Genomic DNA, 25,909 nt, shown 5'->3' on the forward strand with positions numbered 1-25,909 from the left:
AGCAATAACTTTACATCCACCCCAGTGTAATTTTTACTGTTTTGACTGCATCTGTTACTGCACTAACAGTCGCAGATATTCTATATGGCTTGTCTGGATTTTTAGGTTTGGCATCTATTCTAATTACGTTATCCTTCCAAAGTTGGTTTTCTCTTGACCAATCTAACTGTGCTAGTTGTGAAATTTTTTCTTCGTTAAAATAATTGTTTTCTGGATCGTATATATAGTGAAATAAACGCCCTAAAACTTCCAGTCCAACGCTTATACCTAGAATACAGTCTTCTTTAAATGCAGCTACTTCATCTATTGTTAGTTCTTCAACAGTTGTATCAGAAATATACTCAGTATTACTGCATTCCGAGAAAAATCTATTAAGACAAATAACCAAAGCATCAGATGCTTGATAAACATCATAATCTCGAAGCTGATTACTTGGATCGTTGGTAAAAACGCAACTTACAAACCTAGCTATGTAATTAATTGTGTAGATCAGCTTTTGTTTAGTTGCAGGACTTGATTTAATTTTCTCTGTCTTAGCCTGAAAGATTGGCACTCGTTTTATTAGTTCTTTAGTAATGCCAATTCGACCAGAGAACTCACCAAATGATAATAATAATGATTGATCTAGTTGTTTTGTTTGAGCCATGTCTCTGAAATCTGCCTGACACTGGTGAAAGTCACCCTCTAAAACTAGAGTAATTGCAAAATCATCGTCACTGATTAAGTGGCTTTCAGTACTTTCTATCAATTCGTGAATTGCACGCTTACGATGTTGTCCATCAGTTATGTCCAACTTGACTCCACGACGAATAACAACTAGACAAATACCCCTACTCAGTTCAAGAATGATTATGTCTTTTGGATCTACATTAGCTGTCAGAGTTCCGACAATCCAAGGTTTTCCTTTTCGGGAACGGTCAACAATATATTTTTGAATTTCATCAGCATGACCTTTAACCTCTGGGCGATTTTTGCCAGAATCAGGATCATTCCCACTGGATGGTTTAGCTTGGAGAAGACCAGAAAAGTCACTCGCAGGTACATTAATTTGCAGCATTGTCCGCTTTCCCTGCTGAAAAATCAGCCCCGGATAGCAGCGTTCGCGATGATATTGTGAGAAAAATGGCTCAATAAAGGAGCTAAACTGAGCCTTCATCTGAGGAGAAATGCTATTATTACCGTCCTCAATTGGTTGAGTCATATAAATACCTAATATAAATTAGTAGATGTTAGCAAACATGATATGCAACCCTTATGGACTCTAGCATCGGTAAAAACCACACTGAAAAATATCTACTTAACTCTGCTAGCTCACAATATGTGGAAGTCCTACAACTTTTGGTTCAACAAACTCACCATCGAAACTTATAGTTTTATTTTCCACAGTCCTAGCATCCGCCAAAGCCTTACGAAGTTCAGCACGTTCCATCTGTTCCTGAATTCCCCCCAGAATGTAAACCAATAACTTCGTAGCTAAATCTCGTCCAGCAACCTGGACTCGCTTTTTATTTGGATCATACAAAACCCCATACCAAAGAGATTGGGGATATTCCATACCACTAAAACCACCTTGCTGGTCAAACTTCCGCAGTTTCTTAAAAATATCTGCTAGCGAAAAACCTTTTTTAAAAACCAAAATTCCCAAAGCTTGCGCTAATGCAACTTGAGCAACCGGACGGAAAAGCATATTTCCTTCACCTCCATCTTTCTCAAAGCTGAACCGCCGTAAAGCTGGTGTATCCTCATGTTCTAAAATCTTATAACTAGAAAGACTAGCCAAAGAATCAAATAGCTTTCTAAATTCCTCAATTCCCTGCTCAAGTTCTTCATCCTCTGGACGCATGGGAATTAGACCTTTCTCTAAGGGTTTCCAGTGAGGGAACTTTTGCCCCAAATATCGCTCAGACATATCTTGCAGAGCTTGCAAAGTGGTCAAAACTGTAGAATTAGAGGCTACCGTTGCACTATTCCAATTAACGCGAGGATTGCGATCTTGTTGTTGTTCTAATAGTGGATGTGTAACTGCAATTTTTCTCGCAACGATCGCAAAACCATCATCTTCATTCAACTGTGTTAGTTGCCCTTTAGTCAAGGGTGCAGCCATTAGGTTAACATGAACAAAAATCGATCTTACCCTCCGCCTCGCCTGAGTGCGAGTTTCCCCAGCCGCTACCGCACAGATGAACTCAATACCGATTTTTTCTTTAGGCAAATTTTGCAAGTAAGCAAGGTCTACTTGATACTTTTCTATCAAATCATTGACTGTAATAAAACTGTCATCAACACCTTTATCTTTTTTATAGCGCTGGAGTTTACGAGTTTTAATTAACTCCATCAATCCCTGAACTCCCATTAATCGGTGTTGACCATCTAGTGCATAAATGGTTACATCATCCTCAGAAATATTTAGCATACCTACTTTACCGTCTTTATCTAGGGGGATAAAATCAGTTGTAGACTTGGTGGCGCGTCCTTCACTATCCCACTCAGCAGCTTTAGGATTATCTACCCACGGTTGATTAATTACCACCAGCACCGCCGGAAATTTGTGATTTTGTCGAGCCGCTAAATACTGCACTAGCGGCGCTTGACGAGACCAATCAAGGGGACGCTGCTGAATTTCATCAATACTATCCGCGTCAATCTCGACATTATCAGTCTCAGAATTATACTTTTTCTGAAACAGAGGCAAGCCAGAGGCGAAGTGAACCCGACCTGCAAACCATTCCAGTGTAACAGAGCTAACATAAGCTTCAGTACCACCCATCTCGGTTTTTTGAACGAGAATCTGATCTTTTCTCCCTAAAAACTTCTCCAGGAGTAAAGCTAATACCTGTTTTTCCTTGTCTTCCCGTTCCAGATACTCTCTAGCGATGTCAGCAGTTGCGTCAGATGCACTATCTTTCATGTTAAATTTTAAAAACAGAATAAGATTATGTAGTTTAATTATCCAAAAATTTGGATATAAGTAGTAAAGTTTTTAAAAACTTTTCTTAAACCCACGCAGGTGGGTTTTGTCTGTGTAGCCGCGAATTCTATTCGCCCGGATATTATTTATTCGACTCAGGTCGGTGGGTTTTGTATTTCGACTCCGCTCAACACAAGTATGTGTAGCCGCGAATTCTATTCACCCGATTCACCCGAATATTACGCCAGTGTTTCCAGAGAGAAGGAGAAATGACTACAGCACAACAACCAGAAAATAAAGTTCAGCAAGCACGTACTGTAGCAGAGTTAGTAGACTATATTCAAGTTCTCACCACTGAAATTCAAGAATTGTATTGTTTAGATGAGATACCTTGGGTTTTGGGCGTGTCTTGGGGAAAAGACTCTAGTACAGTATTGCAGCTTGTATGGAATGCGATCGCTGCTCTTGCTCCAGAAAAAAGAACTAAAACAGTCTATGTAATTACAACAGATACGAAGGTAGAAAATCCTGTAGTGTCTGCTTGGGTTCGCAAATCCTTAGAGAATCTTAAGGTAGCGGCTAAAAAACATGGGATGCCAATTGAACCACATTTACTACAACCAGTAATTGAAGATACATTTTGGGTAAATCTTATTGGTAAGGGATATCCAGCACCCCGTAACCAGTTTCGCTGGTGTACACCACGCTTAAAAATTAATCCCGCTAATCAATTCATCCGTGAAATAGTTAGAGCTAACGGTGAAACAATTCTTGTATTGGGGACTCGCAAGGCGGAGAGTTCCAAACGTGCTGCAACAATGAAAAAGCATCAGGCTGATAGAGTACGAGATCGCCTGAGTCCTAATGCCAGCCTACCCAACTCCTTAATCTATACCCCCATTGAAGATTGGAGTAATAACGATGTCTGGATATACTTGAATCAGTGGGATAATCCTTGGGGACAAAGCAATAAAGAATTATTCACTATGTATCGAGGTGCAACAGCAGATAATGAATGTCCACTAGTTGTTGATACTTCTACTCCTAGCTGTGGTGATTCCCGATTTGGCTGTTGGGTTTGTACATTGGTGAGTAAGGATAAATCAATGGAGGCAATGATTCAAAATGATGAAGAGAAAGAATGGATGCAGCCTCTATTGGATATTCGCAATGAATTAGACATTAAAGAAGACTGGGACAAAAGAGACTTTAGAAGAATTTGGGGAGATGTCCAACTATTTGAGCGCGAGAAAGATGGGGAAAAAAGTGTTGTACCAATACCTGGCCCTTATACCAAATATTGGCGGGAACATTGGCTCAGACGATTATTAGAAGCGCAAACCAAAACCCGTCGTACAGCACCAGAAAATATGCGCGACATCACCCTAATTACTCTCGAAGAAATGAGCGAAATTCGCCGCATTTGGCTAGAAGACAAACACGAATTTGATGATAGTTTACCCCGGATTTATCAAGAAGTGACTGGCGAAGAATTTCAAGACCCGCGTCCTGGTGCTGACTATAGTTTACTAGGTCGTGATGAATGGATAGTATTAGAAGAAATTTGTGAATGTGACGCGATGCACTTGGAACTCATGGCGAAACTTTTAGATACAGAACGGCAATTTCGTAAAATGTCCCGTCGTGTGGGAATCTACGACACCCTTGAAAAATGCTTTGCTACAAGTTCGCGTTCTAAAGATGAAGCAGTTAAAAATGCTCATTTAAAACGGGATTTGAAAACAGCAGTTGAAGAAGGGGATATTGAAAAGGTCAAGCAGCTAACTTTAGCAGATTTTGCTACACCCGATGCACAAGTTGAGGCAACAAATCTTACAAAATCTGATGCTGACACAAACACTTGGGGAAACATGAAATTTAAAAAATAGTCTGTGTAGGGAATTACCGGGCGATTGGAAATCGCGGCTACACAGACAAAACCTGCCTCCGCAGGTTAAAACACTTGATTTTTTCTTAGTCCACGGAGGTGGACTTTGTTTGTGTAGACGCGGTTTATAACCGCCAATTTCGCTTTTATACGAAACGCTATGCGAAGGCAGGTTTAAGAACAATGAGAGCAAATTTCACGCAGTTATATTTACATTACGTTTGGGCTACTTGGGATAGATTACCTCTAATTACACCGGATATTCAGAAGTTAGCTTATGCAGTAATTATTAAAGAATGTGAAAAGTTAAAATGCACTGTAATTGCAGTTGGTGGTATTGAAGATCATGTTCATCTACTAATATGTTTTCCAGTAACTATTAGTGTATCTGAATTAATTAAGCAGATTAAAGGTAGTTCCTCCCACTTCATAACTCATGAAGTCAAACCAGGTGATTTTTTCAAATGGCAAGGTAGCTATGCTGCTTTTACAGTAAGTCATGATGCAATTGATAATGTTGCTAATTATATAAGGAATCAGGCTACTCACCATGAACACAAATCTATTATTTCTCTGTGGGAATTACCGGGCGATTAGAAATCGCGGCTACACAAACAAAACCCACCTTCGTGGGTTAAATACTCTTAATTTCATATTAGTCCGCGGAGGCGGACTTCGCCTGTGTAGCCGTGAATTCCATTCGCCCCATATTTGATTCTTCGCCTGTGTAGCCGCGAATTCTATTCGCCGCAAATGTTATTTAATATTCGCTTAAATCACAATGATATTTCTTGAACTCGTTCTACAAAACTTTGGCCCCTACGCTGGGAGACAAGTAATCAATCTTGATCCCAGAAGTGAAGAAAATCCCCGTCCAATTATTCTATTAGGTGGGATGAATGGTGGCGGAAAAACCACTCTCATGGATGCTATACGCCTTGCTCTATACGGACAACGCGCCCAATGCTCTACTCGTGGTAATTTGAGTTATGTTGATTTTTTAAATCAATGCGTTAATAGTAAAGCTAACCCAACTGAAAAAACCCGGGTTGAATTACTTTTTGAACACATTGAAGACGATAAGCCAATAAAATATCGGATTGTCAGAACTTGGGAAAAAAACCCTAAAGATGGTAAAGATGCACTAGGTATTTTAGGTGATGATGATACCTGGCCTGTTGATTCTTTGGTAAATATCTGGGACGACTATATAGAAAATCTTCTCCCATTAGGAATTTCTAATTTATTTCTCTTTGATGGGGAACAAGTTAAAGAACTTGCAGAACAAGAAACACCGCCACAAATTGTTATTGAAGCAATTCGCGGACTTTTAGGCTTAGAGTTGGCTGATAAATTAGCAGTTGATTTAGAGATTTTGGTTAACCGCAAACGGAAAGAGAATGCTGATACTAAAGATTTAGCTAATATAGAACAAATTGAAGAAAGATTAATCCAACAGCAAGAAGATTATCAAGTTATAGAAGAAAAATTAGTAACCTTTCAAAACCAAATTGAACAGTTAGAAATAAGACGGCGAGAAAGTTTAGATAAATTCGTTTCTGAAGGTGGTAAAATTGCCGCAGAACGCAATCAGCTAGAAGAACGACAAAAAGAAAAAAATACCGCATTAGAGAATATTAGACAGTCATTGTCTGAATTAGCTACTGATATTTTACCATTGGCGTTAATTCCTAATTTACTGAGTCAAGTACAAGCACAGGGGGTAAAGGAATTTCGCTATCAACAGGTACAGTTGGCTAGAGATGTTTTGCTTGAGCGAGATAAACGTTTACTTCAATGGCTTAATGAATTAGCGATCGCTTCCGAAAACGTTGACAAAATTCAATCTTTTTTAGCTGAAGATGCTGATAATTTATATACAGGTTATTCTCAATCAAAAGCGCCTTGGCTATTAGCTGATGAGGAAAGTTTGAGCCAATTAGATAATGTAAAATATCATTTAGAAAATGCTCAAATTTCTGCAAGAAAACAATTATCTAATTTGGCAAGTCTAGAAGAAGAACTTATTGTTTTAGCAAGACAAGTTCAGACATCAGCAGAACCAGAAGCCTATCAAAAGCTGCGTGATGCTGTGGAAGAAGCACAGAATCAGGTGGCTCAAGCTAAAGCTAATTATGAAACTACACGGCGCAATTTAACAGAATTAGCAGATGCTATTGAAAAAACCAAAAAAGAATTAAAAGAATATACAGAAAAAAATATTGATAGCAAAAATAGAGAACATATCATTAGTGCAGCAGCTAAAGTTCAAGAAACCCTCAAGATTTTTCGAGAAAAATTAACTCTCAGAAAACTTAATAAATTAGAAGAAGAAGTAAAAAATTGTTTCCTTTATTTGCTGCACAAATCTGATTTAGTGTTTCGTATTGGCATTGATACTAAAACTTTTAGCCTATCTCTTTATGATTTTGACGGTAAACCAGTTCCGAAACATCGCTTGTCGGCTGGCGAAAAACAACTACTTGCGATCGCCTTTCTCTGGGGTTTAGCTAAAGTCTCTGGACACCGCCTACCAGTTGCGATCGATACGCCACTCGGTAGACTAGACTCCTCCCACCGCAGTAACTTAGTTGAGCGTTACTTCCCATCCGCCAGCCACCAAGTAATTTTGTTATCTACTGATACTGAGATTGGTAAAAAAGAAGTTGAAACATTGAGAGAAAATGAAGCGATCGCTCGTGAATATCTGCTCAAATACGACTCCGCCACCCGCCAAACTACAGTGCTAGAAAATCAATATTTTTGGTAGTGGATATCGGATAAAAAATATATTTACAATATATATCACGATCTTTGGAAAGTAGATAAAAAATTATGAACTCACCACATCTACTAAAAATAGAGCATGACCTACGTGTTTTATCATTAGAAGAATTAGAATGGTTATTAGAACGTATCGCAAAACAAGTGCAAGGAAAAAAGCACATATAAAATAAATTTACTGATATTAAATATATGAATCAACAACTAGCTGCAATGGCTCTTGATGTAGATATACAAACAGAAATTACCTCCACAAATAACGAATTTACTATTACAGAAATGGATGGGTTAGAAAAATTGTGAGCATTGAGAGAGGACAAATTTATTTGATCAATCTTAATCAAGTGCAAGGACGAGAACAAGCAGGAACACGACCAGTTTTAGTGTTATAAATTTTTAGTAAAATTCATTATTAACGAATTATTATGGAATCGCCAATCGAAAGAATTAAACTTTCCCAAACAGCCAAAGAGCAACTTACCAAACTTAAGCGCAGCACCAAAATTGACCAATGGAATATCTTATGCCGTTGGGCGTTTTGTCGTTCCCTCGCAGAAGCAACCGCACCCTCCCCCGTCCCCATTCCCCAGGATAGTAACGTTGAAATGACTTGGCGCGTCTTTGGCGGCGAAATGTCCGATATACTCCTCCTCGCCCTCAAACAACGCTGTCACAATGACGGATATCCCACCGACAAAGAAACCCTAGCTACCCAATTCCGCTTACATTTACATCGCGGTATAGGCTACTTAGCAGGTGATCCAAATATCAAGAAAGTTGAAGATTTAATTGAACTGGCTATTAAACCTTGAAAGAATATTAGGTAACAAGTGTCTTAAATTACGAATTACGAATTACGAATTACGAATTATTCTTATGCCTGAAGCGCTAGAAATCGAGCGTCACAGAGCCGCGATCGCTCGCACTGATCTATCTCGTCCTGTACGATTGGCAATAGAATGGGCAATCCTCAATCCAGACACCACTTTTTTTGACTACGGTTGCGGCTACGGTGGTGATGTTTGGCGAGTAAGCAACTTAGGCTACACCAGTACAGGCTGGGACCCTTACTACTACCCTGATGTCCTACGCACCGCCGCCGATGTGGTCAATTTGGGTTATGTTCTCAACGTCATCGAAGACCCAGAAGAACGCCGTCAAAGCCTTATCCAAGCTTGGGAACTCACAGGGAAAGTTTTAATTGTCGCGGCTCAAATACTGATTAACGCTCCCAGCAAAACCCAACTTGCTTACAATGATGGGATTGTGACACGCCGTAATACTTTTCAGAAATATTACGAACAACAAGAACTCAAAACTTATATTGATCAAGTACTAAATGTCGATGCAGTACCGATCGCTTTAGGCGTTTACTTTGTTTTTCGAGATGAAGCCGAAAAAGAAAGTTACAAAGCTATCCGCTTCTTTTCTAGCACTTCTACACCGCGAGTCCGCATTCCCACTAAGCGGTTTGAAGACTATCAAGAACAGCTGCAACCACTCATGGCTTTTTTTACCAAGCGCGGTAGACTACCTGTAAAAGGTGAATTGGAAAATGAACAGCAATTACTGAGCGAATTTGGTAACTTTCGCCGCGCCTTCGCTGTAGTTTTGCAAGCTACCGACGAAGCAGAATGGGATGCGATCGCTTACCGTCGTTCTCTAGATATCCAAGTTTACCTCGCCCTCACCCACTTCGATAAACGCCCCGCATGGCAAAAGTTAGCGCCAGAAATGCGTCACGATATCAAAGCCTTTTTTAGTAGCTATGAGGAAGCGTGTCTTGTAGCCGACCAAAAACTTTTCAGCTTGGGTAAACCTGGGGTAATTCAAACTGCTTGCGAAAAAAGCAAAATTGGTAAACATACACGCGGTGCGCTTTACGTGCATGTTTCGGCTCTAGCAGCACTTGACCCCGTACTACGAATTTGTGAAGGTTGCGCTAGCCGTACCATTGGGCGTGTTGATGAAGCCACATTAATCAAATATCACACAGATAAGCCGCAAATATCCTATCTGTCTTACCCGGAATTCGACACTGATCCCCATCCGGCGTTAAAAGTTAGCATCGGTATTGATTTAAAAACCCTCTTCGTCACTCATCGAGACTATGCAACCAGGGCAAATCCGCCCATTTTGCACCGTAAGGAAACATTTGTTACCAGCAACTACCCACGCTACGAAGAATTTGCTAAACTCACCCAACAAGAACAGGAATTAGGGCTGCTGAACCAAAAAAGCGACATTGGTACGCGAGAAGGTTGGGAAAAATGCCTTGCTACACACGGGGTAGAAATTAGGGGACATCAGGTTTATTGAACGCACCCCAACTAAAAAAGAAAATCTTAGCAGGTTTATGTACTTACACGAAATTAGGCAGCAGTTATGGCAAGATAACTGCAATTCAATTAAATAAAAAGGAATTTTCAAGATTGTGCAAGTAAATAAATCCCTGCTGCGGATTTTTGGCAGCCCGAAGATGGGAGCTTTGTTATTTCTTGGCTTTTCATCAGGGTTGCCGTTATATTTAACTAGTCAGACATTACAAGCCTGGTTGACCAAAGAAGGAATTGGCTTGGCAGCGATCGCCGCTTTTAGTTTAGTAAAGCTACCCTATTCTTTAAAATTCCTCTGGTCGCCTTTACTAGATAGATTTGTACCGCCTTTTTTGGGGCGGCGTCGAGGTTGGTTGGTAATTACACAAGTAGCATTACTATTAAGTATAGCTGTAATGGCTCTACAACACCCATCCCAGGGGCTACAACCTTTAATAATTGCTGCTGTGGCCGTTGCTTTTTTTAGCGCCAGCCAAGACATTTTAGTTGATGCTTACCGCACTGATGTAGTGGAAGCAGAAGAAAGAGGTGCAGGAGCATCTATTTACTTATTGGGTTATCGCATTGCCATTTTGGTAACCGGTTACGTCACCTTATTTTTAGCAGACAGAATGCCTTGGCAAGCAGTTTACTTGTTGATGTCACTATTGATGGTCGTAGGCGTGATAAGTTCTATTTTTGCACCAGAACCAGTCCTGCGCGATCGCCCGCCTCAGACTTTAGGAGCCGCCGTCAAATTACCCTTCATTGAATTTTTCCAGCGTCATGGCTGGCTACAAGCACTTTTAATCTTGATATTTATTGTCATTTACAAGTTAGGAGATTCTTTACTCAAGAATGTATCCACCCCATTTTTGTTAGATAAAGGCTTACATTTCACTCAAAGCGACATCGCATTTCCTGGTGCATTGGGAATTTTCGCTACCATTATTGGCACCTTGGCAGCAGGAGCAATAATGACCAAAATTGGTGTTAATCGCGCCCTCTGGATATTTGCCATAATGCAAGCCGTCGGCAACTTGGCTTTCTTTGCCTTGGCAGTAGTTGGTAAAAACTTCTATCTCATGTTAGCTGCCGTTAATATAGAACAATTCTGTGCTGGTCTAGAAACAGCTGCTTTTGTAGCATTTTTGATGAGTCTTTGTAATCAAAGCTTTTCAGCTACCCAGTACGCCTTACTTTCGAGTTTACAGGCTTTTAGTAGAGATATTCTCACGGCTCCAGCAGGTACATTGGCACAAAGCACCGGTTGGTCTACATTCTTTTTACTGACAGCAATAGCTGCTTTGCCAGGATTATTATTATTGCCATTCTTTGCCCCTTGGAATCCAAAGCCAGTGGTAGTATTATCCAGACCAGGATTAGACGACTAAGAAGAGGATATATGGGGAATCAAGTAGTTATTGCTGTCGGCACATTTATTCTCTTACTCACTGGTTTATTACTTGGATATGTTCTCTCGCAATTAGTTTTAGGATTTCTAGCATTTAACCTCCTAACTTTTTTCGGAACACTCAGCCTAATTTTAATTTTTGGTACACTTTATTACGTTTTATTTTGGCAGTTGCGGAGAAATCAGTCCCGACCATCAACTATAAATCAAGGGATACCTAACCAGGTAGACGATGGTGGATCTGATAGCTATCTCAAAAACAGGCTAATCGCTAAATTATCCGGTGACACTGCGGCTGCCGAACGGTTAATTGAACAAGCAAAGGAGACTTATCCTGGGATGCCGGAGAATTGGTATTGCGAAAGAGTCCTTGATGACTTAGAGCGCTCTAGCCAATAGTAGGGAAGCAGGGAGTGGGGAGTGGCGAGTGGGGGAGCAGGAGAAGAATAACAATGCCCCATTCCCCAATTCCCGTGTACAGAAAATTGCTAAAATAAATCAAGAATACTTCACAAATCTTCAGCTAGGTTCTCATAAAAGTTCCTAGCTTCTTGCAATTAAAATATGGCTATTTTTCGTCAATACATCGCCCCACTGCTTGCAGTATTAGTATTTTTATTTGCCCTAGTGGCAGTCAGCGCCCGGATCTTTTTACCCTCGGATATGGCAGCACCCGCACCAATTGAAGAGGTGGGGGTAAGTTTTCAACCTAATCCAAGTGATTTACCACCAGCAGCACATAACTCAGCTAGCTAAGTCAACAAACGTATTTAACTGCTGTTTGCGGGTTTAATTCCCCCGGTTCAATAAAGAGGCAAGTTTTGTATTGGGCTTCAAATCCCCCGAAGTAATGCGAGTCGGAAACCGTCCCCACAAACTTCTCTTCATTAAAAAACAAAATTGACGAATTACGAATTACGAATTACGAATTATTTTAGGTGTCTGAGCAACTACTACCTGGATATATTATTCGCCGTGGCTCGACTTTGGAGCGATCGCTGCTGCTTAAATTCATGCATCGAACTTACCAGGATCTCTTTCCCAATGAGGATTTTTCCCACCTAGAGCAAACAGTTAAGCAATACTTTTCTAGCGATACGCCCTTGTGGTGGGTAGAAGAGGAGGGGGAGCAAGAGAGCAGTGAGCAGGGGGACATGAGGGAGATGAGCGAGATAAGAAGAATAAGCAATGCCCCATGCCCTATAGCCTGCCTTTGGGTGGGTAATGCCATAGATCAAGTGCAGGGTAATCGTCATGCTCACATTTTTATCCTCTACGTTCTACCAGAACATCGGCGACGGGGTATTGGTACAGCCTTGATGCGATATGTGGAAAATTGGGCTATTCAAAGAGGCGATCGCCAGATTGGATTGCAAGTGTTTCAATCCAACAAACCCGCATTAAATCTTTACAATCAGTTAGGATATCAAACCCAATCCCTGTGGATGGTAAAATTTCTGAGTGCAGAAAAATAAACTATAGGATAGCAGTAACATACTTAAGCGTCTGATTTATGGCGTTTCTCGTTTGGATAAAACTCAACGAGGAGAAAGAAAAGTGTATAATTACGCAACTAATACTTATAAAGCTTTAACTTATTGGCGTGGGGGATTATGTGTTAATCCCGAAAAGGGATTGAAAGGAAATTATGTATGACGAAGACGATCTAAGCCTACTCGATATTGAGGAGGAGCTAGAAAGCCCCCTAGATAAAATAGAGCCGCTAACTGCCGAATCAGTGGTGGCAAAGCCAGATCCAGAAGTGATGCTAGCCCTGCTGGAAAATCCCCAGGCCCAGCAAAGAATGTTAGCGGCGCGTGCTTTTTGTGATATAGAAGATGCGCGTGCTACTCCCCATCTGATTCGGCTCTTAAGTGATACCTGTCCCTTAGTGCGGGTGAGTGCAGCTTATGGACTTGGACGCAATCCTAGTTCAGAGGCAGTGAGTCCGTTAATTGCTCAACTAAACAGTGATTGGAACGGCTATGTGCGTAAAGGCGTTGTCTGGGCTTTAGGAAACTGTCGCGATCGCCGTTCTTTACCGCCCCTAGCAGATGCCCTCAGAACTGACATTTCCGCAGTGCGTTTGTGGGCTGCTAGCGCCTTAGCACAAATGGCAGAAGTGAGTTATGAAGCAGTTATAGGGGCAATACCGCCATTAATTGAAGCCTTAGTCAAAGATCCCGTAGCAGCAGTACGCAGTAACAGTGCTTGGGCAATTGGTCAACTGTGCCGCGAACTCCCTTCTAATGTAGTTTATGCCACAGCGATCGATGCCCTAATTCAAGCCTTTGCTGAAGACCAAGATTTAGGAGTCCGGGAAGATGCCAAAGCATCACTCTTAGGAGTGGGTGATCCGCGTGGCTTGCAGCTGATTGAAACCTTAGAACAAGAAGGGTGGTTTTGATTTATTTGGGCGATTCAATTTTGGATTTTAGATTTTGGATTTTAGATTGAAATTTAATCCAAAATCCAAAATCCAAACTCTAAAATTCTTCCTCCCCTCATCGCTAGACCTTACTGAGCTTCAGTTACAGCTTTGACCAAATTTAAGTCATAAGGACGCTCAGTATCATCCTCACCTAAATATTCACCATTTTGAATTTCCAAAATAACTAGCGGAATATGCCCAGGATTTTCTACTTTATGTAATGTTGCTGCGGGAACATAAGTTGATTCGTTTCGATTCAGTAATATTTCCGCATCGCCACAAGTTACCTTAGCTACACCTGAGACTACAACCCAATGTTCATTGCGATGATAATGGATTTGTGGTTTAATTCCGTGCCTGGGCTTAATTTCAACACGACTAATTCTATAGGTTTCTCCCTCCTCGATCACCTCTACTTCACCCCAGTATCGTGTACCTGAATGTGGAGATAATTCGTTGATATTTGACTGAGTATTATTTTCATTGGGAGTCATAATGAATTTCTCAACTAGATGAATATTAGTATTTTTAAGTAATTTACCTTAAATAGGATAAACCTGCATAGCCAGATGCAGCCACAACATTTCTATTGATGACAACTGCTCTAACTTTACTCTAGGCAACAGATCCTATCCGTGAATTTTTAAATGTTTGAATGTACCAATTGCTTAACCCCCCGTATACTGAATCCGATAAATCCGATTATTGGCTTCTTCTGTTACTAGTAGACTACCATCTGGTAACACGAGTAAACCTACAGGTCGTCCCCAAGTGGTTGGTACAGAAGGATTTAGCAAAAATCCTGTGAGAAAGTCTTCGTAATAGCCAAGCGATCGCCCTTTAGCATCGAAGGGAACAAACACAATTTTATAACCAGTGCCGCGATCGCGGTTCCAAGAACCACGAAAAGCAACAAAAGCACCGTTTCGGTATTTTTCTGGAAACGTTTTGCCATGATAAAACTGCAAACCCAATGCTGCTGAGTGCGCCTGGAACAGCACATCTGGCGTTTGAGTCCGGGCTGCTAAGTCGGGGCGTTTACTTTTACCTTCCGTCTTTTGGCGCGGATCTAGGTTGCTTGGTGTCAGATAAGCATAAGGCCAACCGTAAAATGCCCCCTGTTTAATGCGTGTCAGATAATCTGGAACCAAGTCATCACCGATTCCATCGCGTTCGTTGACAGTGGCGTAAAGTTCCTTAGTTACAGGATGAAAGTCTAAACCAACAGGATTACGTAAGCCAGAAGCAAAAGTTTGCTGCTGGGAACCATCCAAATTCATCACCTGTATCGAAGCCCGTGGTAGGGGTTCTTCATCTACATTAGTTCCTGAACCAACTGAAACATATAATTTATTGCGATCGGGCGAGACAACAACATTGCGTGTCCAATGGTTGTTATAACCTTGAGCAGGTAAGTCGGCGATCTTTTCTCCCTTATCTATAATTTTCTTTTGACCTTTCCTATAGGGAAAACGTATTACAGCATCTGTGTTACCCAGAAAAAAGGAATTACCTGTAAAAGCCATACCAAAGGGTCTATTGAGTCCGTTGTCCCTACTAGCAAAGGTTTCTCGAACGTCGGCTATACCGTCACCGTTGCTGTCACGTAACAGACGAATGCGGTTTTGTGCGGTTTCAGTCACCAAGATATCACCGCTAGGAGTTAAAGCTAGCCAGCGTGGGGCATCTAAACCTTCTGCAAAGACGTTAACTTTAAAGCCTCGTGGTACGTGTAGCACTGGATTTTGCCCAATTGGCACAATCTCAGGTCGCTTAGAGGCACTTTCTGTTGCGAAGGGTGCTGGTAAATTCTTCAGATTGATACGGATGCGCGTGGGTAAAAATGCTTCAGTTCTGACAATATTTTTTGGCTGTGTAGGATTCTGTGTCAGTTGAGCAGAAGGTACAGGTGTTTGTGGTGTGGGATTATCTGAGGAAGCGCGAGTCTGGTTACAGCCTGCTACCAAGGTCAGTAAAAAAACTGGCAGCAAGATACGCGCAAAGACTTTCATGGCAGTAGACACTATGACACAATTTTCTTACTTTAGACTTGAGACTTAATAATTGTCGCCAGTCTAAAGTCCGATTTTTCTGAGTTACTCCTCTAATACCTAATCCCCATTCCCCAATATTCATACATATAAGCATTTATTAGTCAATAAAAATTTTTCAAATTCTGCTCCTGGCAATGGACGACTAAATAGAAAGCCTTGCATAGAATTACAATTGTGTTGGCGTAAAAAATCCAGTTCTGCTTCCGTCTCTACACCTTCAGCAACTACATCTAAATTCAGATTGTGAGCCATTTGAATTAATGCCTTAGTAATGGCTGATTTCTGGGGATCAGTTGCAACATTATGGATAAAATAACGGTCGATTTTTAATGTGTTAATTGGTAAGTTTTTCAGATAAATTAAAGAAGAGTAGCCCGTACCAAAATCATCGATCGCAATTTTTATACCCAACGCTTGCAATTTGTTCATAGTAGCGATCGCACTATTTACATCTTGCATAATCATACTTTCAGTGAGTTCTATCTCTAAGTAATGTGGTTCCAAACCATTACTATTTATAAATTTGACTACTTTTTCAATAAAACCTGGTTGGCTAAATTCAATTACTGATAAATTGACAGCAATAATTAGGGGAGAAATTCCAAAATTACGCCATATTTTTATTTGTTGACAGACGCTTTTTAATACCCATTTTCCCAGTGGAACAATTAAGCCTGTAGACTCTGCTAACGGAATAAATTCTGTTGGGTAAATCAATCCAATATCCTGGCTCTGCCAGCGTAATAAACTTTCAGCTGCTACGATTTTTCCAGAACCAATATCGACTATTGGTTGATAATAAATTTCAAATTCTTCAAAATTATGTTGTTTGATAGCCCTGTGTAAGCTAATTTCTAATATCTGCATCTTTGGAGACAGTTTATTAATTACAGTCTGAGCAGATAAATACTTTTTTAAAGTAGCGTGTTTTTCCAATCTGTTGATGATGGCACTTAATAACTCAGCACGAGTAAAAGGCTTAGTTATATAGTCATCAGCGCCCATATTCATACCTTGGCGAAAGTCAGATTTGGCAGATTTAGCCGTAAGAAAAATAAAGGGAATTGTTGCCGTTGATGGTTCTTGACGTAACGCTGTTAGTACGCCATAACCGTCAAGTTGTGGCATCATCATATCACAGAGAATTAAATCGGGAACTTCGGAAATAGCCAAATGTAGCCCGATTCTGCCATTAGCCGCACCAATAGTTTCAAAATCCTCAGCTTCTAACAGATCCAATATATTTTCCCGAACTGCTTCTTCATCTTCTATTATTAAAATTTTGGGCATAAATTACCTCAATTTATATTTTTTTTATGATAAAACGGCAAAAAGTTTTGTACAATCCCCCCCAGAGATTGGGTTAAATATTTTACCTTGATAGCGATATATCAAATTTTTAAAATTTTCATTTCTAATCCAATGCCTAGTATATTGCCGATATTAATGGTGCGAGAAAAAGATTACAACAACCAATGGAGTTTACTAGCCCAAATGCTAATTTTTTTAAGCACTTCCCGCACTTGATAGTCTGTGATAGCGGCAAAATCTCTAATAAATGTAGTAGCATCTGCATAACTCTTATAGGTGTAAATTACTGCTGGGCTGGACGAGAGTAAATATTGCAGATGTTCTTGGTTGACAAGTAGCGTCTACCATATTTCCGAATATGGATGCTCAACTAAGTAAGTCAGCGCAAATAATCATCACTGGTTTGTAGTTGCGCTTTAGCGCTAAAGCGCAACTAAGAGCCAAATACAGAGATTTTACTTTTCGTTACATAGTTTGGTTTTTTCTCGCCGACCTACTTACATATTGTGGCTGTAGTTATCCCAAGTGGAGTGCTGTTTGCTTAACTTCTAGCACGATACCCTCTGTTATCAGCAACCCGATAAATTGGAAGGAACTGTTGAAGATGGGGCGAAATCGTTTTTCACTCTCACGTCTTTTCTGGTAGTTCTTGACAGAGACTTTTAGCCATGATGAAAATCACAATATGACCTTGGTTATCTGCAACTAGCGTAGATCCAACTGCTGGTAATCAGTAATATCATTGAGACTATTTATAACAAGCATGACACGTTTAATGTCATCACCAAGGTATCATAACTTCAAAAATCTTGGCTGTTTTCAATCTAGTTTCTGAAGCTACAAGCATTATCCTATCATGCTTTGTTAACCACTCTGCTACCTGCAAAGATGAAAAAACGAAGACATTCTTGCTTCCTGCTTCAATCAGTGCGATCGCATTCAATAGTGCTGTTTCCGGCACAAGTATCCACAGCAAAGGGTCAATTATTGACTCTAAGCTTTGTAGCCTTAGAAGCTGAGGTAAGGCTTGCATATATTTGTACGATAGCTATTATTAAAAATAGTTATTTAAAGCTTCTTAATTAAGTATTTTTCAATATTTCGACACCAAACAAGTAGTAATATTTAGTTCATAAATAATACAAAAAGTGTGTTAAGAATTACAAACTAGCTGATATCTAGCTAGTTGAAAATTGGGTATTGGGAAAGAGGAGGCAGAAGTTGTTTAATTTTGAATTGATTTTTGTCTCATCCTCCCCTGCCTTTTCCCTAAGGATAAGGACGCAACTGCAAGCGCCGTTCGCCGTAACGTAAAAGCCTTTCTATAGTTACAAGCCGATTTTCCCAAACTTTGACTTGATAGGAATTTGACTTAAGCTCTTGGCTCATCAATACTCGAAATTGTGACTGGAACCGAGTTAGAGAGGCTCTCGCCACTAGTAACTTGCTAGGATTGGGGGAAGCGGCAAGCTGATTTAAAGCACTGCCTAGAACTTCTGCCTGGTTGTTAAAATCTGATATTGTCTGAGCCGGTCTGTGTGGTAGGTCATTTTGAAAAACAAATTTCCATTCCCGTTGCAGCGCGGTGTAACGAATGGCAACTGTTTGAAAAGGCTGGCGCTGAGGAATAGGTTCAGTTTTAGTGGATGTTGTCGATTGAACCCTACCTTGGGTGTTACTAAAGAGTTTTTGTAGATCGTTGTTAAAATTCTCTGCGGCAAAGAGTGCATAACCACTAACTGGCAAATCTCTTACCAACTGGAGTTGATCGAATGCGCCAATTGTTGGTAAAGAAAGTAAGCGAATTCCCGGTATCAACAAGGTAGATCCCAATTGTTTAGATGCGATCCAGGGTTGGGCCAGTCGTTGAAAGCCAGAAGTATCCAGAGCATAAGTCATGGGAACAATTAAATCTACATCCCCACGCCTTGCCCAATTTTCCCAGTCTTGTTGAATTTTCTGAATCCGCTCTAGTTCAGGCATTGGAAATACTGCAACTGACAAAATCAAATTCGGTCGCTTTTGTCGCAACTGCTGTGATAATTGGGCGACAAAGCTATTAACTTGCTCGGTGCGAAATGTCGTCCACTTTTGCCATAAGTCTGCTTGATTAGGGGAAATATTTACTGGATCTACACCAGTAAGTTGCTGAAATTGCGCTCTTGCAGCTTTGCCATAGCCGTAAGTTCGACCTGCTGATGGGTCTTGGAAAGGGTAGCGAATGTAGTCTAGCTGTAGACCATCAACGTTATAGCGAGTAACAATTTCCTCATACAGCTTGAGTAAATACTCGCGCACTTGGGGGTTAGCTGGGTCGAAGAATGGCTTAGTTTGACCAACGGGAATCATGTTGCCCAGATTATCGTAGTTTGCCCAATCGGGATGAGCCGCCAGCACTGGGCCTGGATAATTAGGATTAAGGTTGAGAATTTGATTGTGACGTTGGTTACCAGCAGCAAAAGTCCAAACCCAAGCGTGTAATTCCATGTCTCGCTCATGGGCTAATTTCACTGCATCTGCCAGTGGGTCCCACCCACGAATTAATGGGTTTTGCTCTTTTGCAACTTGGCTCGGATAAATGGTGTAGCCAGCATTAACAGTTTCAAAAAAGACAGTATTAATCCCTGCTTGAGCTAGGCGATCAAAAATCTGGGCTAGTCCCGCCTTGCTACCAGCCCGAACAATCGTCCCCCGATCTAACCAAACTGCCCGAATTTCTGGTTGAGCTAGTCTTTGATTAACAGGAAACTGCTGCCACAAAATCGTTTTAGCGGTCAGCCACTGCTGACGAGCCAGAGCATAGTTTTTTTGGGCAATCAATAGGGGTAAGTTTTTGACAATTACCCTTACCTGTGCTAGGGCTTGCTCTTTACTCATACCTAGCGCCCCCAGTTTTGTTGAGGCCAATTGCATCGGCTGCTCCTTGACAGATTGGGGAGTGTAGGTATCCAGATGGGTAGAGGACTGCTTATCTGAAGATATTACTTCACCCACATTAGCGGCATCGGCTGACACTGCTAAATTAGCGCTTTCCACCCGACCTATGAGATTTTGTAGTTCTTGCTGGAGAGCGATCGCTTGGTTGTTGTCAATCGGCTCATTGGAGTTGGGCGCAACATCCAGACGCACCGCTTGTTCTAATTGGTCAATAGCCTCTTGAGAACTTGGAGGTTTGATTGTAGGAAGCGGTTTAGGTATGGGAGCAGTGGCAGTTTTAGGAGGAGGGGATGAGGGGGATGAGGGGGAGTAATTTTGAATTTTGAATTTTGAATTTTGAATTGTTTCCCCCTGCCCCCTGGGCATAGCCGCCACTGTTGTTGAGCAGTTTGGAGAACCTCCTGCTACTTTTTTCATACGATTCGATGGTGGTGGCGCTGTCAAATAGTGATTGAGAGCAGCTTTTAACCAGGCATTATCTAAGGCGGCGGCTGTTGCTGTGTCTGTTCCCCAGCGCCAGCCTAAAAGGGTGGAACGCTCAGTTGTTAATACTGCGGCTGGATTATCTTTAGAATTCCAAACGGCAGCAGATTCACTGCCCATATCATTAGGAATCATAACGCCGCCGCGCACTTTGCCAAAGAGTTCAGTTTGATTTGCCCATTCTGGAATATTGGTTTTTGTGGGTTTAATTTGTTCTGTCTCACTGAGGCTGAATCCCCAATAACCTCCTAAAAGCGATCGCAATAACTGACGGACTCCCGGCGCTGACAGACTACCTACAGGGCCACTTGCTATCAAACGCCCTCCCTTACTCATCCATTCTTCCAGAGCGATCGCTTGGGTTGGCGTTAATGTCTCGACATTTGGCAAAAATAATACCCCGCGATCGCCCCAATCTGCCCCACTCTTTACATCAGCTAGGGGAATTACACAATATTTCACCCCTATTGTCTGTAAGCGGTCAGTTATTCCTCTCCATTGATTTGTATTTTCTTGCCCATACACTACGCTCAATACAGGTTCTTCAGTCGCCGCCGTTACTGGCAAAATACTAAAACTATTTAAAATTAAAAAGTTAAAAATTAAAATGAAGAATCCGGCTTTTTTTATTTGTGAATTTGCCTTTTTATGATATTTGTCCTGATTCTTCACTCCTGACTCCTCAGCGAATTAATTATTAACACATTGCTTCTTATTTATCATCTAGCTTAACAATAAATTACCTCCGAAAAACAACTGATCTTTGACAACTAAACTTGAGCAATATTCAAAATACATGTTTTAATTAAATCTTCAACTCCTGCTACCGGGAAAACTTTTGTATTTAGTTTCCCAGCTAATTCTTCAATACTCATATCATCTAAAAACACTAGTTCCCCATTTTTTAACATGACATTCGGTAGCAGAATAGCATCACCTAAATCTTGCCCTTCGAGATTTAAAAGCAAATCATGACCAGTTAGTAATCCGGTTACGCTGATAGTTTGTCCCCAATAATCACTAGATAAAGCACGCATATTTACTTCTAAACCCTCAACAGAATTTAAGCGTTTCAAAATGGGTTGAAATGCTTTTTCTACGGCGTTGCCTACTATCCAAGTGAACTTTCTTTGAGGATATACTTTTGGCGGTAGTAAATCTGCTGCAACGGTAGCAAATTGCTTGATAAATAATTGAATCGAACCAACTCCGTTATCAATTTGGGGATATTCTTCATATTCCGATTCGCTGGGTAATTCCTCACCTGCAATTAAAAACCACTCATCGGCTAACCAAACAAGGCTAGAATCGAATTTTTGGCGAAATTGCCGCGAGAGGATTTGCACTTGGGAAATCACTTCTTTTGCTTTTTCCCTAGTAACGGGTATGAGTTCGTCTTCTGGAGGCCGAAACCGTGTCAACCCAACTGGAACAACTGCCACCGATGCCACCGCAGGCACTTCACCAGTATGAAAGGACGCTAAATCTTTGAGAGTTTGTTCCAGATGTTTGCCATCATTTATACCAGGACAAACAACTACTTGAGCATGAATTTGTAGTCGCCTTTCTTGAAACCACTTGAGTTGTTCCAAGATTTGTCCCGCACGCGGATTTTTTAGCAGTCTAATTCTGACTTGGGCTTCGGTAGCATGAACAGAAACATACAACGGAGACAAGCGCATTTGCTCAATCCGTTGCCATTCTCTTTCTGATAAATTGGTTAGGGTAAGATAAGAACCGTACAAAAAGCTCAGACGGTAATCGTCATCTTTTAAATACAAGCTGGTGCGCTTACCTGGTGGCTGTTGATCGATAAAGCAAAATGGACAGCGATTGTTGCACTGAATTAAGCCATCAAATAGGGCGGTTTCAAATTCTAGCCCCAAGTCTTGATCGTAATCTTTTTCAATTTCTAGGCTATGAGTTTTACCAGTCGCGTCTAAAACTTCTAATTCCAAAACTTCATCAGCACACAAAAACTGATAATCAATTAAATCACGGGGACGTGTACCATTGATAGCAACGATCGCATCCCCAGCTTCAAAGCCAATCTCTGCGGCTATTGAGTCTGGAAGAACCTTGGTAATTCGGGCAGGATTAATGCTAGTCATTGAGTATAGGGCATTGGGGATTGGACATTGGACATGGGGCATTAGTCATTTGCTTCTTCACTAATGACTAATGACCAATGACTAATGACTATTATGTAATTATCCTTTCCATCCTGCTGCGATCGCAGTTAAAATAGCACTGCCGAATGCTAATCTATACCAAACGAAAACTAAAGTGTTTTTGGTTGCTAAGTATTTGATTAAGAATGCAATTGATAGGTAAGAAAAAATCAAGGTTGAAATAATCCCTACAATCAACAGTCCAACAATATTATCTGGCAATTGGTGGGCTTGAAATAATTTGAAGATTTTCAAACTCTTATACAGCGTTGCAATGGTAAGAGTTGGAAACCCTAACAAAAATGAGAATTTCGCCGCCGTATCACGTTGTAATCCTAAAAATAAACCAGTTGTCAACGTCGAGCCAGAACGAGAAACACCCGGAATCAAAGCAAGTGTTTGTCCCAATCCCACTAAAATACCATCCCGAATCTGCAATGAATCAAAATCTCGCTTGCGAGTGCCAATTTTTTCTGCCAAAGCTAGTATAAGTGCCATAATGATTGACATGATGGCAATAATTAATGCACTTTCTGGTATAACGTCTTTAAAAAGAAAACCGAAAAATAAGGCAGGTATTGTTCCTACTACAATACCGACAAGAATTTTCCACTCTTCACGTTGCCAGTCTTTGTCTTTTATTGCTTCGATTCCACCTTTGACAATACTATAAATCAGCGACCAAAAATAGCCCACAATTGCGATAACGCTGCCAAATTGAATTGCATCGACAAAATCTTTAGAACCTAGTTCTTTCCAGCCAAATATTTTTGTCACAATCAGAAGATGTGCAGTGCTGCTGATTGGTAAAAACTCTGTAATCCCCTGAACAATACCCAAAATAAAAGCTTGAACAAACTCCATCAATTAATACCTTTTTCCTGTTTGAGACATCATTACTTAGGCGATGGCGATGTTATTTTATATACTCTTTACTGCACCCCAATATTGGAGAAAATTCCACTTTATTAAATCAATAACACCATCCAAGACGCTGGCCATGTTCTTACACCCACCTCAATAAGTCAACGAAATTTTGGCAATTCATCAAACTTTAATATTTAGCGGACTGATGGCATTGACTTTTTACCCGTTATATTCATCTTCCATCTCTCTGTAGTTATTTGTAAATACGAACTACATAGGAGTTGTGTACATCAGGCAACTTGAGTCAATCAGTCTGGTATAGAATGTTTTGTTTGGTTTGCGCCAGCGCTCCCCGAAATTCCAGTATAATTACAATACCCCGGGCAATGCCCCCAGGGGGGATTTTAAAATGTGATATATTAAATAAAATAAAGTTTAGTAACAAATATTAAAAACTTTGATTAATAATACACTGTCCTCGTACACTGCTTCTACCCCTTCTATTGATACAGAGTTAGATTTAACTGTTACTAAGCACAAGGGTATCAGGCAATTGGAATCTACACTCTCCTGTTCTCCGTCTCTTCCCTTATCTATTTCTGCCGGACAAACTTGGTTAGTGTTTGGGGCGGCGGTATTTTTGGTAACAGTACCAGTGTTTGTAGAAGCGCCAATAGTGCGATCGCTACCAAGTCTAAGTTTAGCGCTGACAGCATTTTGGGTATGGCTAAGTTTTACCTTAATGTCACGGACTGCAACTTATATATGGGGAGATTTGCTCTTAGGATTTAGCTGGAGTTGGTTAGCAGGAGCGATTTACTGGGGCTGGTTACGTTGGGAACCTGCATGGCATCTGCCAGTCGAGTCTATAGGATTACCGTTTGCTTGCTGGTGTTTGGCGAAAAATTGGGGCAAAGTGGGTAACTGGTTTTATTTAGGTTCTTTACTCGGTACAGTCTTAACCGATGTATATTTCTATATAGCAGATTTAATGCCCTATTGGCGGCAAATTATGAGAGTAGATGCAGATGTAGCACCGCAAATATTACAAAATGCCCTAGTGCAAGTACAAACACCTTGGGGACAAAGTTGGGCTATAGTTCTGGCCTTAGTCCTGTTAACAGTCGGAATTTTGCCTTTAGTCCGAAAAGAAAGACACTGGTATGCCTTTAGTGGCGCAGTTTTAAGCACGATTTTGGTAGATAGCCTATTTTTGTTAGCTGCGATCGCAGCGTAAATATTAAAAAATTCTGTAATATTAAAACCAAAACTTTTCCAGCCCAGTCTACAGTAGATCAACAATCATGCTGTAGATAATTAATTGGTTAAGAAATGTTACATAACAGTTCATGATCATCAAGTCTTCTTGCTAGGGTTTTCGGTATTAGATATCTGACGGTTTTGTGTCTGCTTGAGAAGTAGAATCATCCACCCCGAAAAGATTTTGGCTAGCTAGGAATGCTACCAGGATCGTGCATACAAAGCTATTGCAGCTATGCAGGCAGTCTTACCATGATGAAAATTTTTGGCAAAAGTAGAGTCAAACCCTGTAACGCCAAATATTGTGGATATTAATACGCTGTATATTAGTTTCTGATGACTGCTGTGTTGATTAAGCTATTAGGTTTTGTCCTTTGTCCAATTGTCCTTTGTCCTTGACACTCTCACGAATGATTAATGACTAATGACTAATGACTAATGACTGCTGTTAGCTTAAAACTTTTATTTCTGTTTGATGGAAAGAGGTAGAAAATTGTGAAAGGATTGGCGCGTTTATTAACAGTGTTTAGTTTGTTACTTAGTTGCTGGGGATGGTTGGGAACAACTCAGATAGCCCAAGCAGCTAGTTTCAACAGTTTTGCATTGCCTCAAGTCCCAATTCTGGCAATTGAGCGGCAGAATCGGGCAGATGCGAAGCTAGGAACGGAATTTGGGAAAAAAATTGATTTAAATAATACCAACGTCCGAGCTTTTCAACAGTATCCAGGGCTTTATCCCACCTTAGCTAAGAAAATCATCATAAATGCTCCCTACAAAAATGTAGAGGATGTATTGGATCTTCCAGGACTGAGCGATCGCCAGAAACAAACCCTGCAAGCCAACTTAGATAAGTTCACCGTGACAGAACTAGAACCTGCCTTTAACGAGGGAGACGATCGCTTTAACAACGGCATCTACAGATAACTGCACGTTGTAGTTAATGTAGCAAGGAGTTAGGAGTTATGAGTTAGGAGTTATGAGTTATGAATTTGAGTTAGGAGTTATGAGTTAGGAGTTATGAGTTATGAATTTGAGTTAGGAGTTATGAGTTAGGAGTTATGAGTTATGAATTTGAGTTAGGAGTTA

At 40.7% G+C, this 25,909-nt stretch carries 22 protein-coding genes; 13 read left to right on the top strand and 9 right to left on the bottom strand.

The window, feature by feature from the left end; all coding sequences use genetic code 11:
* Positions 1-10: 10 nt before the first annotated feature.
* Positions 11-1,201: a DNA sulfur modification protein DndB gene (locus tag V7K73_RS13220; RefSeq protein WP_334880595.1), complete on the bottom strand. Its 1,191-nt coding sequence runs from the start codon at positions 1,199-1,201 to the stop codon at positions 11-13.
* A 105-nt stretch (positions 1,202-1,306) separates the two neighbouring features.
* Positions 1,307-2,908, bottom strand: a complete 1,602-nt coding sequence (locus tag V7K73_RS13225; RefSeq protein WP_334880597.1) for a DGQHR domain-containing protein — start codon at positions 2,906-2,908, stop codon at positions 1,307-1,309.
* Between the two features lie 269 nt (positions 2,909-3,177).
* On the opposite strand from V7K73_RS13225, the gene dndC reads away from it, so the two are divergent.
* The 11 genes from dndC (at position 3,178) to V7K73_RS13280 (ending at position 13,716) form a co-directional block, all read left to right on the top strand.
* A complete protein-coding gene (dndC, locus tag V7K73_RS13230; protein ID WP_334880599.1) occupies positions 3,178-4,797 on the top strand; it encodes a DNA phosphorothioation system sulfurtransferase DndC in 1,620 nt (539 codons plus the stop codon).
* Positions 4,798-4,979: 182 nt separating this feature from the next.
* The gene (gene tnpA / locus V7K73_RS13235) at positions 4,980-5,393 is read left to right on the top strand and encodes an IS200/IS605 family transposase (RefSeq protein ID WP_334880601.1); all 414 of its coding nucleotides are present in this window, start codon (positions 4,980-4,982) and stop codon (positions 5,391-5,393) included.
* Between the two features lie 184 nt (positions 5,394-5,577).
* A complete protein-coding gene (gene dndD, locus V7K73_RS13240) occupies positions 5,578-7,566 on the top strand; it encodes a DNA sulfur modification protein DndD (RefSeq protein WP_334880603.1) in 1,989 nt (662 codons plus the stop codon).
* Between the two features lie 313 nt (positions 7,567-7,879).
* Positions 7,880-7,972: a type II toxin-antitoxin system PemK/MazF family toxin gene (locus V7K73_RS13245; protein ID WP_334880605.1), complete on the top strand. Its 93-nt coding sequence runs from the start codon at positions 7,880-7,882 to the stop codon at positions 7,970-7,972.
* A gap of 33 nt (positions 7,973-8,005) precedes the next feature.
* Positions 8,006-8,392, top strand: a complete 387-nt coding sequence (gene dndE, locus V7K73_RS13250) for a DNA sulfur modification protein DndE (protein WP_334880607.1) — start codon at positions 8,006-8,008, stop codon at positions 8,390-8,392.
* 64 nt (positions 8,393-8,456) lie between these two features.
* On the top strand, positions 8,457-9,899 hold the full coding sequence (locus V7K73_RS13255; RefSeq protein ID WP_334880609.1) for a DNA phosphorothioation-associated putative methyltransferase: 1,443 nt from the start codon (positions 8,457-8,459) through the stop codon (positions 9,897-9,899).
* A 115-nt stretch (positions 9,900-10,014) separates the two neighbouring features.
* Positions 10,015-11,289: an AmpG family muropeptide MFS transporter gene (locus V7K73_RS13260; protein WP_334880611.1), complete on the top strand. Its 1,275-nt coding sequence runs from the start codon at positions 10,015-10,017 to the stop codon at positions 11,287-11,289.
* An 11-nt stretch (positions 11,290-11,300) separates the two neighbouring features.
* Positions 11,301-11,708 carry an ABC transporter permease gene (locus tag V7K73_RS13265; RefSeq protein WP_334880613.1) on the top strand — a complete coding sequence of 136 codons (408 nt, stop codon included), beginning with the start codon at positions 11,301-11,303 and terminating at the stop codon, positions 11,706-11,708.
* Between the two features lie 165 nt (positions 11,709-11,873).
* The gene (locus tag V7K73_RS13270) at positions 11,874-12,065 is read left to right on the top strand and encodes a hypothetical protein (protein WP_334880615.1); all 192 of its coding nucleotides are present in this window, start codon (positions 11,874-11,876) and stop codon (positions 12,063-12,065) included.
* A gap of 182 nt (positions 12,066-12,247) precedes the next feature.
* Entirely contained in the window at positions 12,248-12,784 is a 537-nt protein-coding gene (locus tag V7K73_RS13275) for a GNAT family N-acetyltransferase (RefSeq protein ID WP_334880617.1), read from the top strand.
* 173 nt (positions 12,785-12,957) lie between these two features.
* The gene (locus V7K73_RS13280; RefSeq protein ID WP_334880618.1) at positions 12,958-13,716 is read left to right on the top strand and encodes a HEAT repeat domain-containing protein; all 759 of its coding nucleotides are present in this window, start codon (positions 12,958-12,960) and stop codon (positions 13,714-13,716) included.
* Between the two features lie 110 nt (positions 13,717-13,826).
* Here V7K73_RS13280 and V7K73_RS13285 read toward each other — a convergent pair whose 3' ends face one another.
* The 7 genes from V7K73_RS13285 to V7K73_RS13315 form a co-directional block, all read right to left on the bottom strand.
* The gene (locus tag V7K73_RS13285) at positions 13,827-14,234 is read right to left on the bottom strand and encodes a phosphomannose isomerase type II C-terminal cupin domain (RefSeq protein ID WP_334880620.1); all 408 of its coding nucleotides are present in this window, start codon (positions 14,232-14,234) and stop codon (positions 13,827-13,829) included.
* A gap of 174 nt (positions 14,235-14,408) precedes the next feature.
* A complete protein-coding gene (locus V7K73_RS13290) occupies positions 14,409-15,752 on the bottom strand; it encodes a PQQ-dependent sugar dehydrogenase (RefSeq protein ID WP_334880621.1) in 1,344 nt (447 codons plus the stop codon).
* 120 nt (positions 15,753-15,872) lie between these two features.
* The gene (locus tag V7K73_RS13295) at positions 15,873-17,084 is read right to left on the bottom strand and encodes an EAL domain-containing response regulator (RefSeq protein WP_334880623.1); all 1,212 of its coding nucleotides are present in this window, start codon (positions 17,082-17,084) and stop codon (positions 15,873-15,875) included.
* An 802-nt stretch (positions 17,085-17,886) separates the two neighbouring features.
* Positions 17,887-18,138, bottom strand: coding sequence for a hypothetical protein (locus V7K73_RS13300; protein ID WP_334880625.1), 252 nt, complete (start codon positions 18,136-18,138; stop codon positions 17,887-17,889).
* 236 nt (positions 18,139-18,374) lie between these two features.
* Positions 18,375-21,197 (bottom strand): glycoside hydrolase family 10 protein, encoded by a 2,823-nt coding sequence (locus V7K73_RS13305; protein ID WP_334880627.1) that lies wholly within the window; start codon positions 21,195-21,197, stop codon positions 18,375-18,377.
* A gap of 98 nt (positions 21,198-21,295) precedes the next feature.
* On the bottom strand, positions 21,296-22,636 hold the full coding sequence (locus V7K73_RS13310; protein ID WP_334880628.1) for a TIGR03279 family radical SAM protein: 1,341 nt from the start codon (positions 22,634-22,636) through the stop codon (positions 21,296-21,298).
* Between the two features lie 99 nt (positions 22,637-22,735).
* A complete protein-coding gene (locus tag V7K73_RS13315; protein ID WP_334880630.1) occupies positions 22,736-23,560 on the bottom strand; it encodes an undecaprenyl-diphosphate phosphatase in 825 nt (274 codons plus the stop codon).
* 460 nt (positions 23,561-24,020) lie between these two features.
* Between V7K73_RS13315 and V7K73_RS13320 the strand changes: the two genes are divergently transcribed.
* Positions 24,021-24,800 (top strand): DUF3120 domain-containing protein, encoded by a 780-nt coding sequence (locus tag V7K73_RS13320; RefSeq protein WP_334880632.1) that lies wholly within the window; start codon positions 24,021-24,023, stop codon positions 24,798-24,800.
* A 518-nt stretch (positions 24,801-25,318) separates the two neighbouring features.
* Complete coding sequence (gene psbU, locus V7K73_RS13325; protein WP_334880634.1) at positions 25,319-25,747, top strand: photosystem II complex extrinsic protein PsbU; 429 nt, start codon at positions 25,319-25,321, stop codon at positions 25,745-25,747.
* Positions 25,748-25,909 lie beyond the last annotated feature (162 nt).

Source organism: Nostoc sp., assembly GCF_036916975.1.
In the GTDB taxonomy this organism is placed as follows: Bacteria; Cyanobacteriota; Cyanobacteriia; order Cyanobacteriales; family Nostocaceae; genus Nostoc.

Coding starts and splice junctions, on each gene's coding strand:
- V7K73_RS13220 (WP_334880595.1), bottom strand. CDS start 1,201: ATGACTCAACCAATTGAGGACGGTAATAATAGCATTTCTCCTCAGATG.
- V7K73_RS13225 (WP_334880597.1), bottom strand. CDS start 2,908: ATGAAAGATAGTGCATCTGACGCAACTGCTGACATCGCTAGAGAGTAT.
- dndC (WP_334880599.1), top strand. CDS start 3,178: ATGACTACAGCACAACAACCAGAAAATAAAGTTCAGCAAGCACGTACT.
- tnpA (WP_334880601.1), top strand. CDS start 4,980: ATGAGAGCAAATTTCACGCAGTTATATTTACATTACGTTTGGGCTACT.
- dndD (WP_334880603.1), top strand. CDS start 5,578: ATGATATTTCTTGAACTCGTTCTACAAAACTTTGGCCCCTACGCTGGG.
- dndE (WP_334880607.1), top strand. CDS start 8,006: ATGGAATCGCCAATCGAAAGAATTAAACTTTCCCAAACAGCCAAAGAG.
- V7K73_RS13255 (WP_334880609.1), top strand. CDS start 8,457: ATGCCTGAAGCGCTAGAAATCGAGCGTCACAGAGCCGCGATCGCTCGC.
- V7K73_RS13265 (WP_334880613.1), top strand. CDS start 11,301: ATGGGGAATCAAGTAGTTATTGCTGTCGGCACATTTATTCTCTTACTC.
- V7K73_RS13270 (WP_334880615.1), top strand. CDS start 11,874: ATGGCTATTTTTCGTCAATACATCGCCCCACTGCTTGCAGTATTAGTA.
- V7K73_RS13280 (WP_334880618.1), top strand. CDS start 12,958: ATGTATGACGAAGACGATCTAAGCCTACTCGATATTGAGGAGGAGCTA.
- V7K73_RS13285 (WP_334880620.1), bottom strand. CDS start 14,234: ATGACTCCCAATGAAAATAATACTCAGTCAAATATCAACGAATTATCT.
- V7K73_RS13290 (WP_334880621.1), bottom strand. CDS start 15,752: ATGAAAGTCTTTGCGCGTATCTTGCTGCCAGTTTTTTTACTGACCTTG.
- V7K73_RS13295 (WP_334880623.1), bottom strand. CDS start 17,084: ATGCCCAAAATTTTAATAATAGAAGATGAAGAAGCAGTTCGGGAAAAT.
- V7K73_RS13300 (WP_334880625.1), bottom strand. CDS start 18,138: ATGCAAGCCTTACCTCAGCTTCTAAGGCTACAAAGCTTAGAGTCAATA.
- V7K73_RS13310 (WP_334880628.1), bottom strand. CDS start 22,636: ATGACTAGCATTAATCCTGCCCGAATTACCAAGGTTCTTCCAGACTCA.
- V7K73_RS13315 (WP_334880630.1), bottom strand. CDS start 23,560: ATGGAGTTTGTTCAAGCTTTTATTTTGGGTATTGTTCAGGGGATTACA.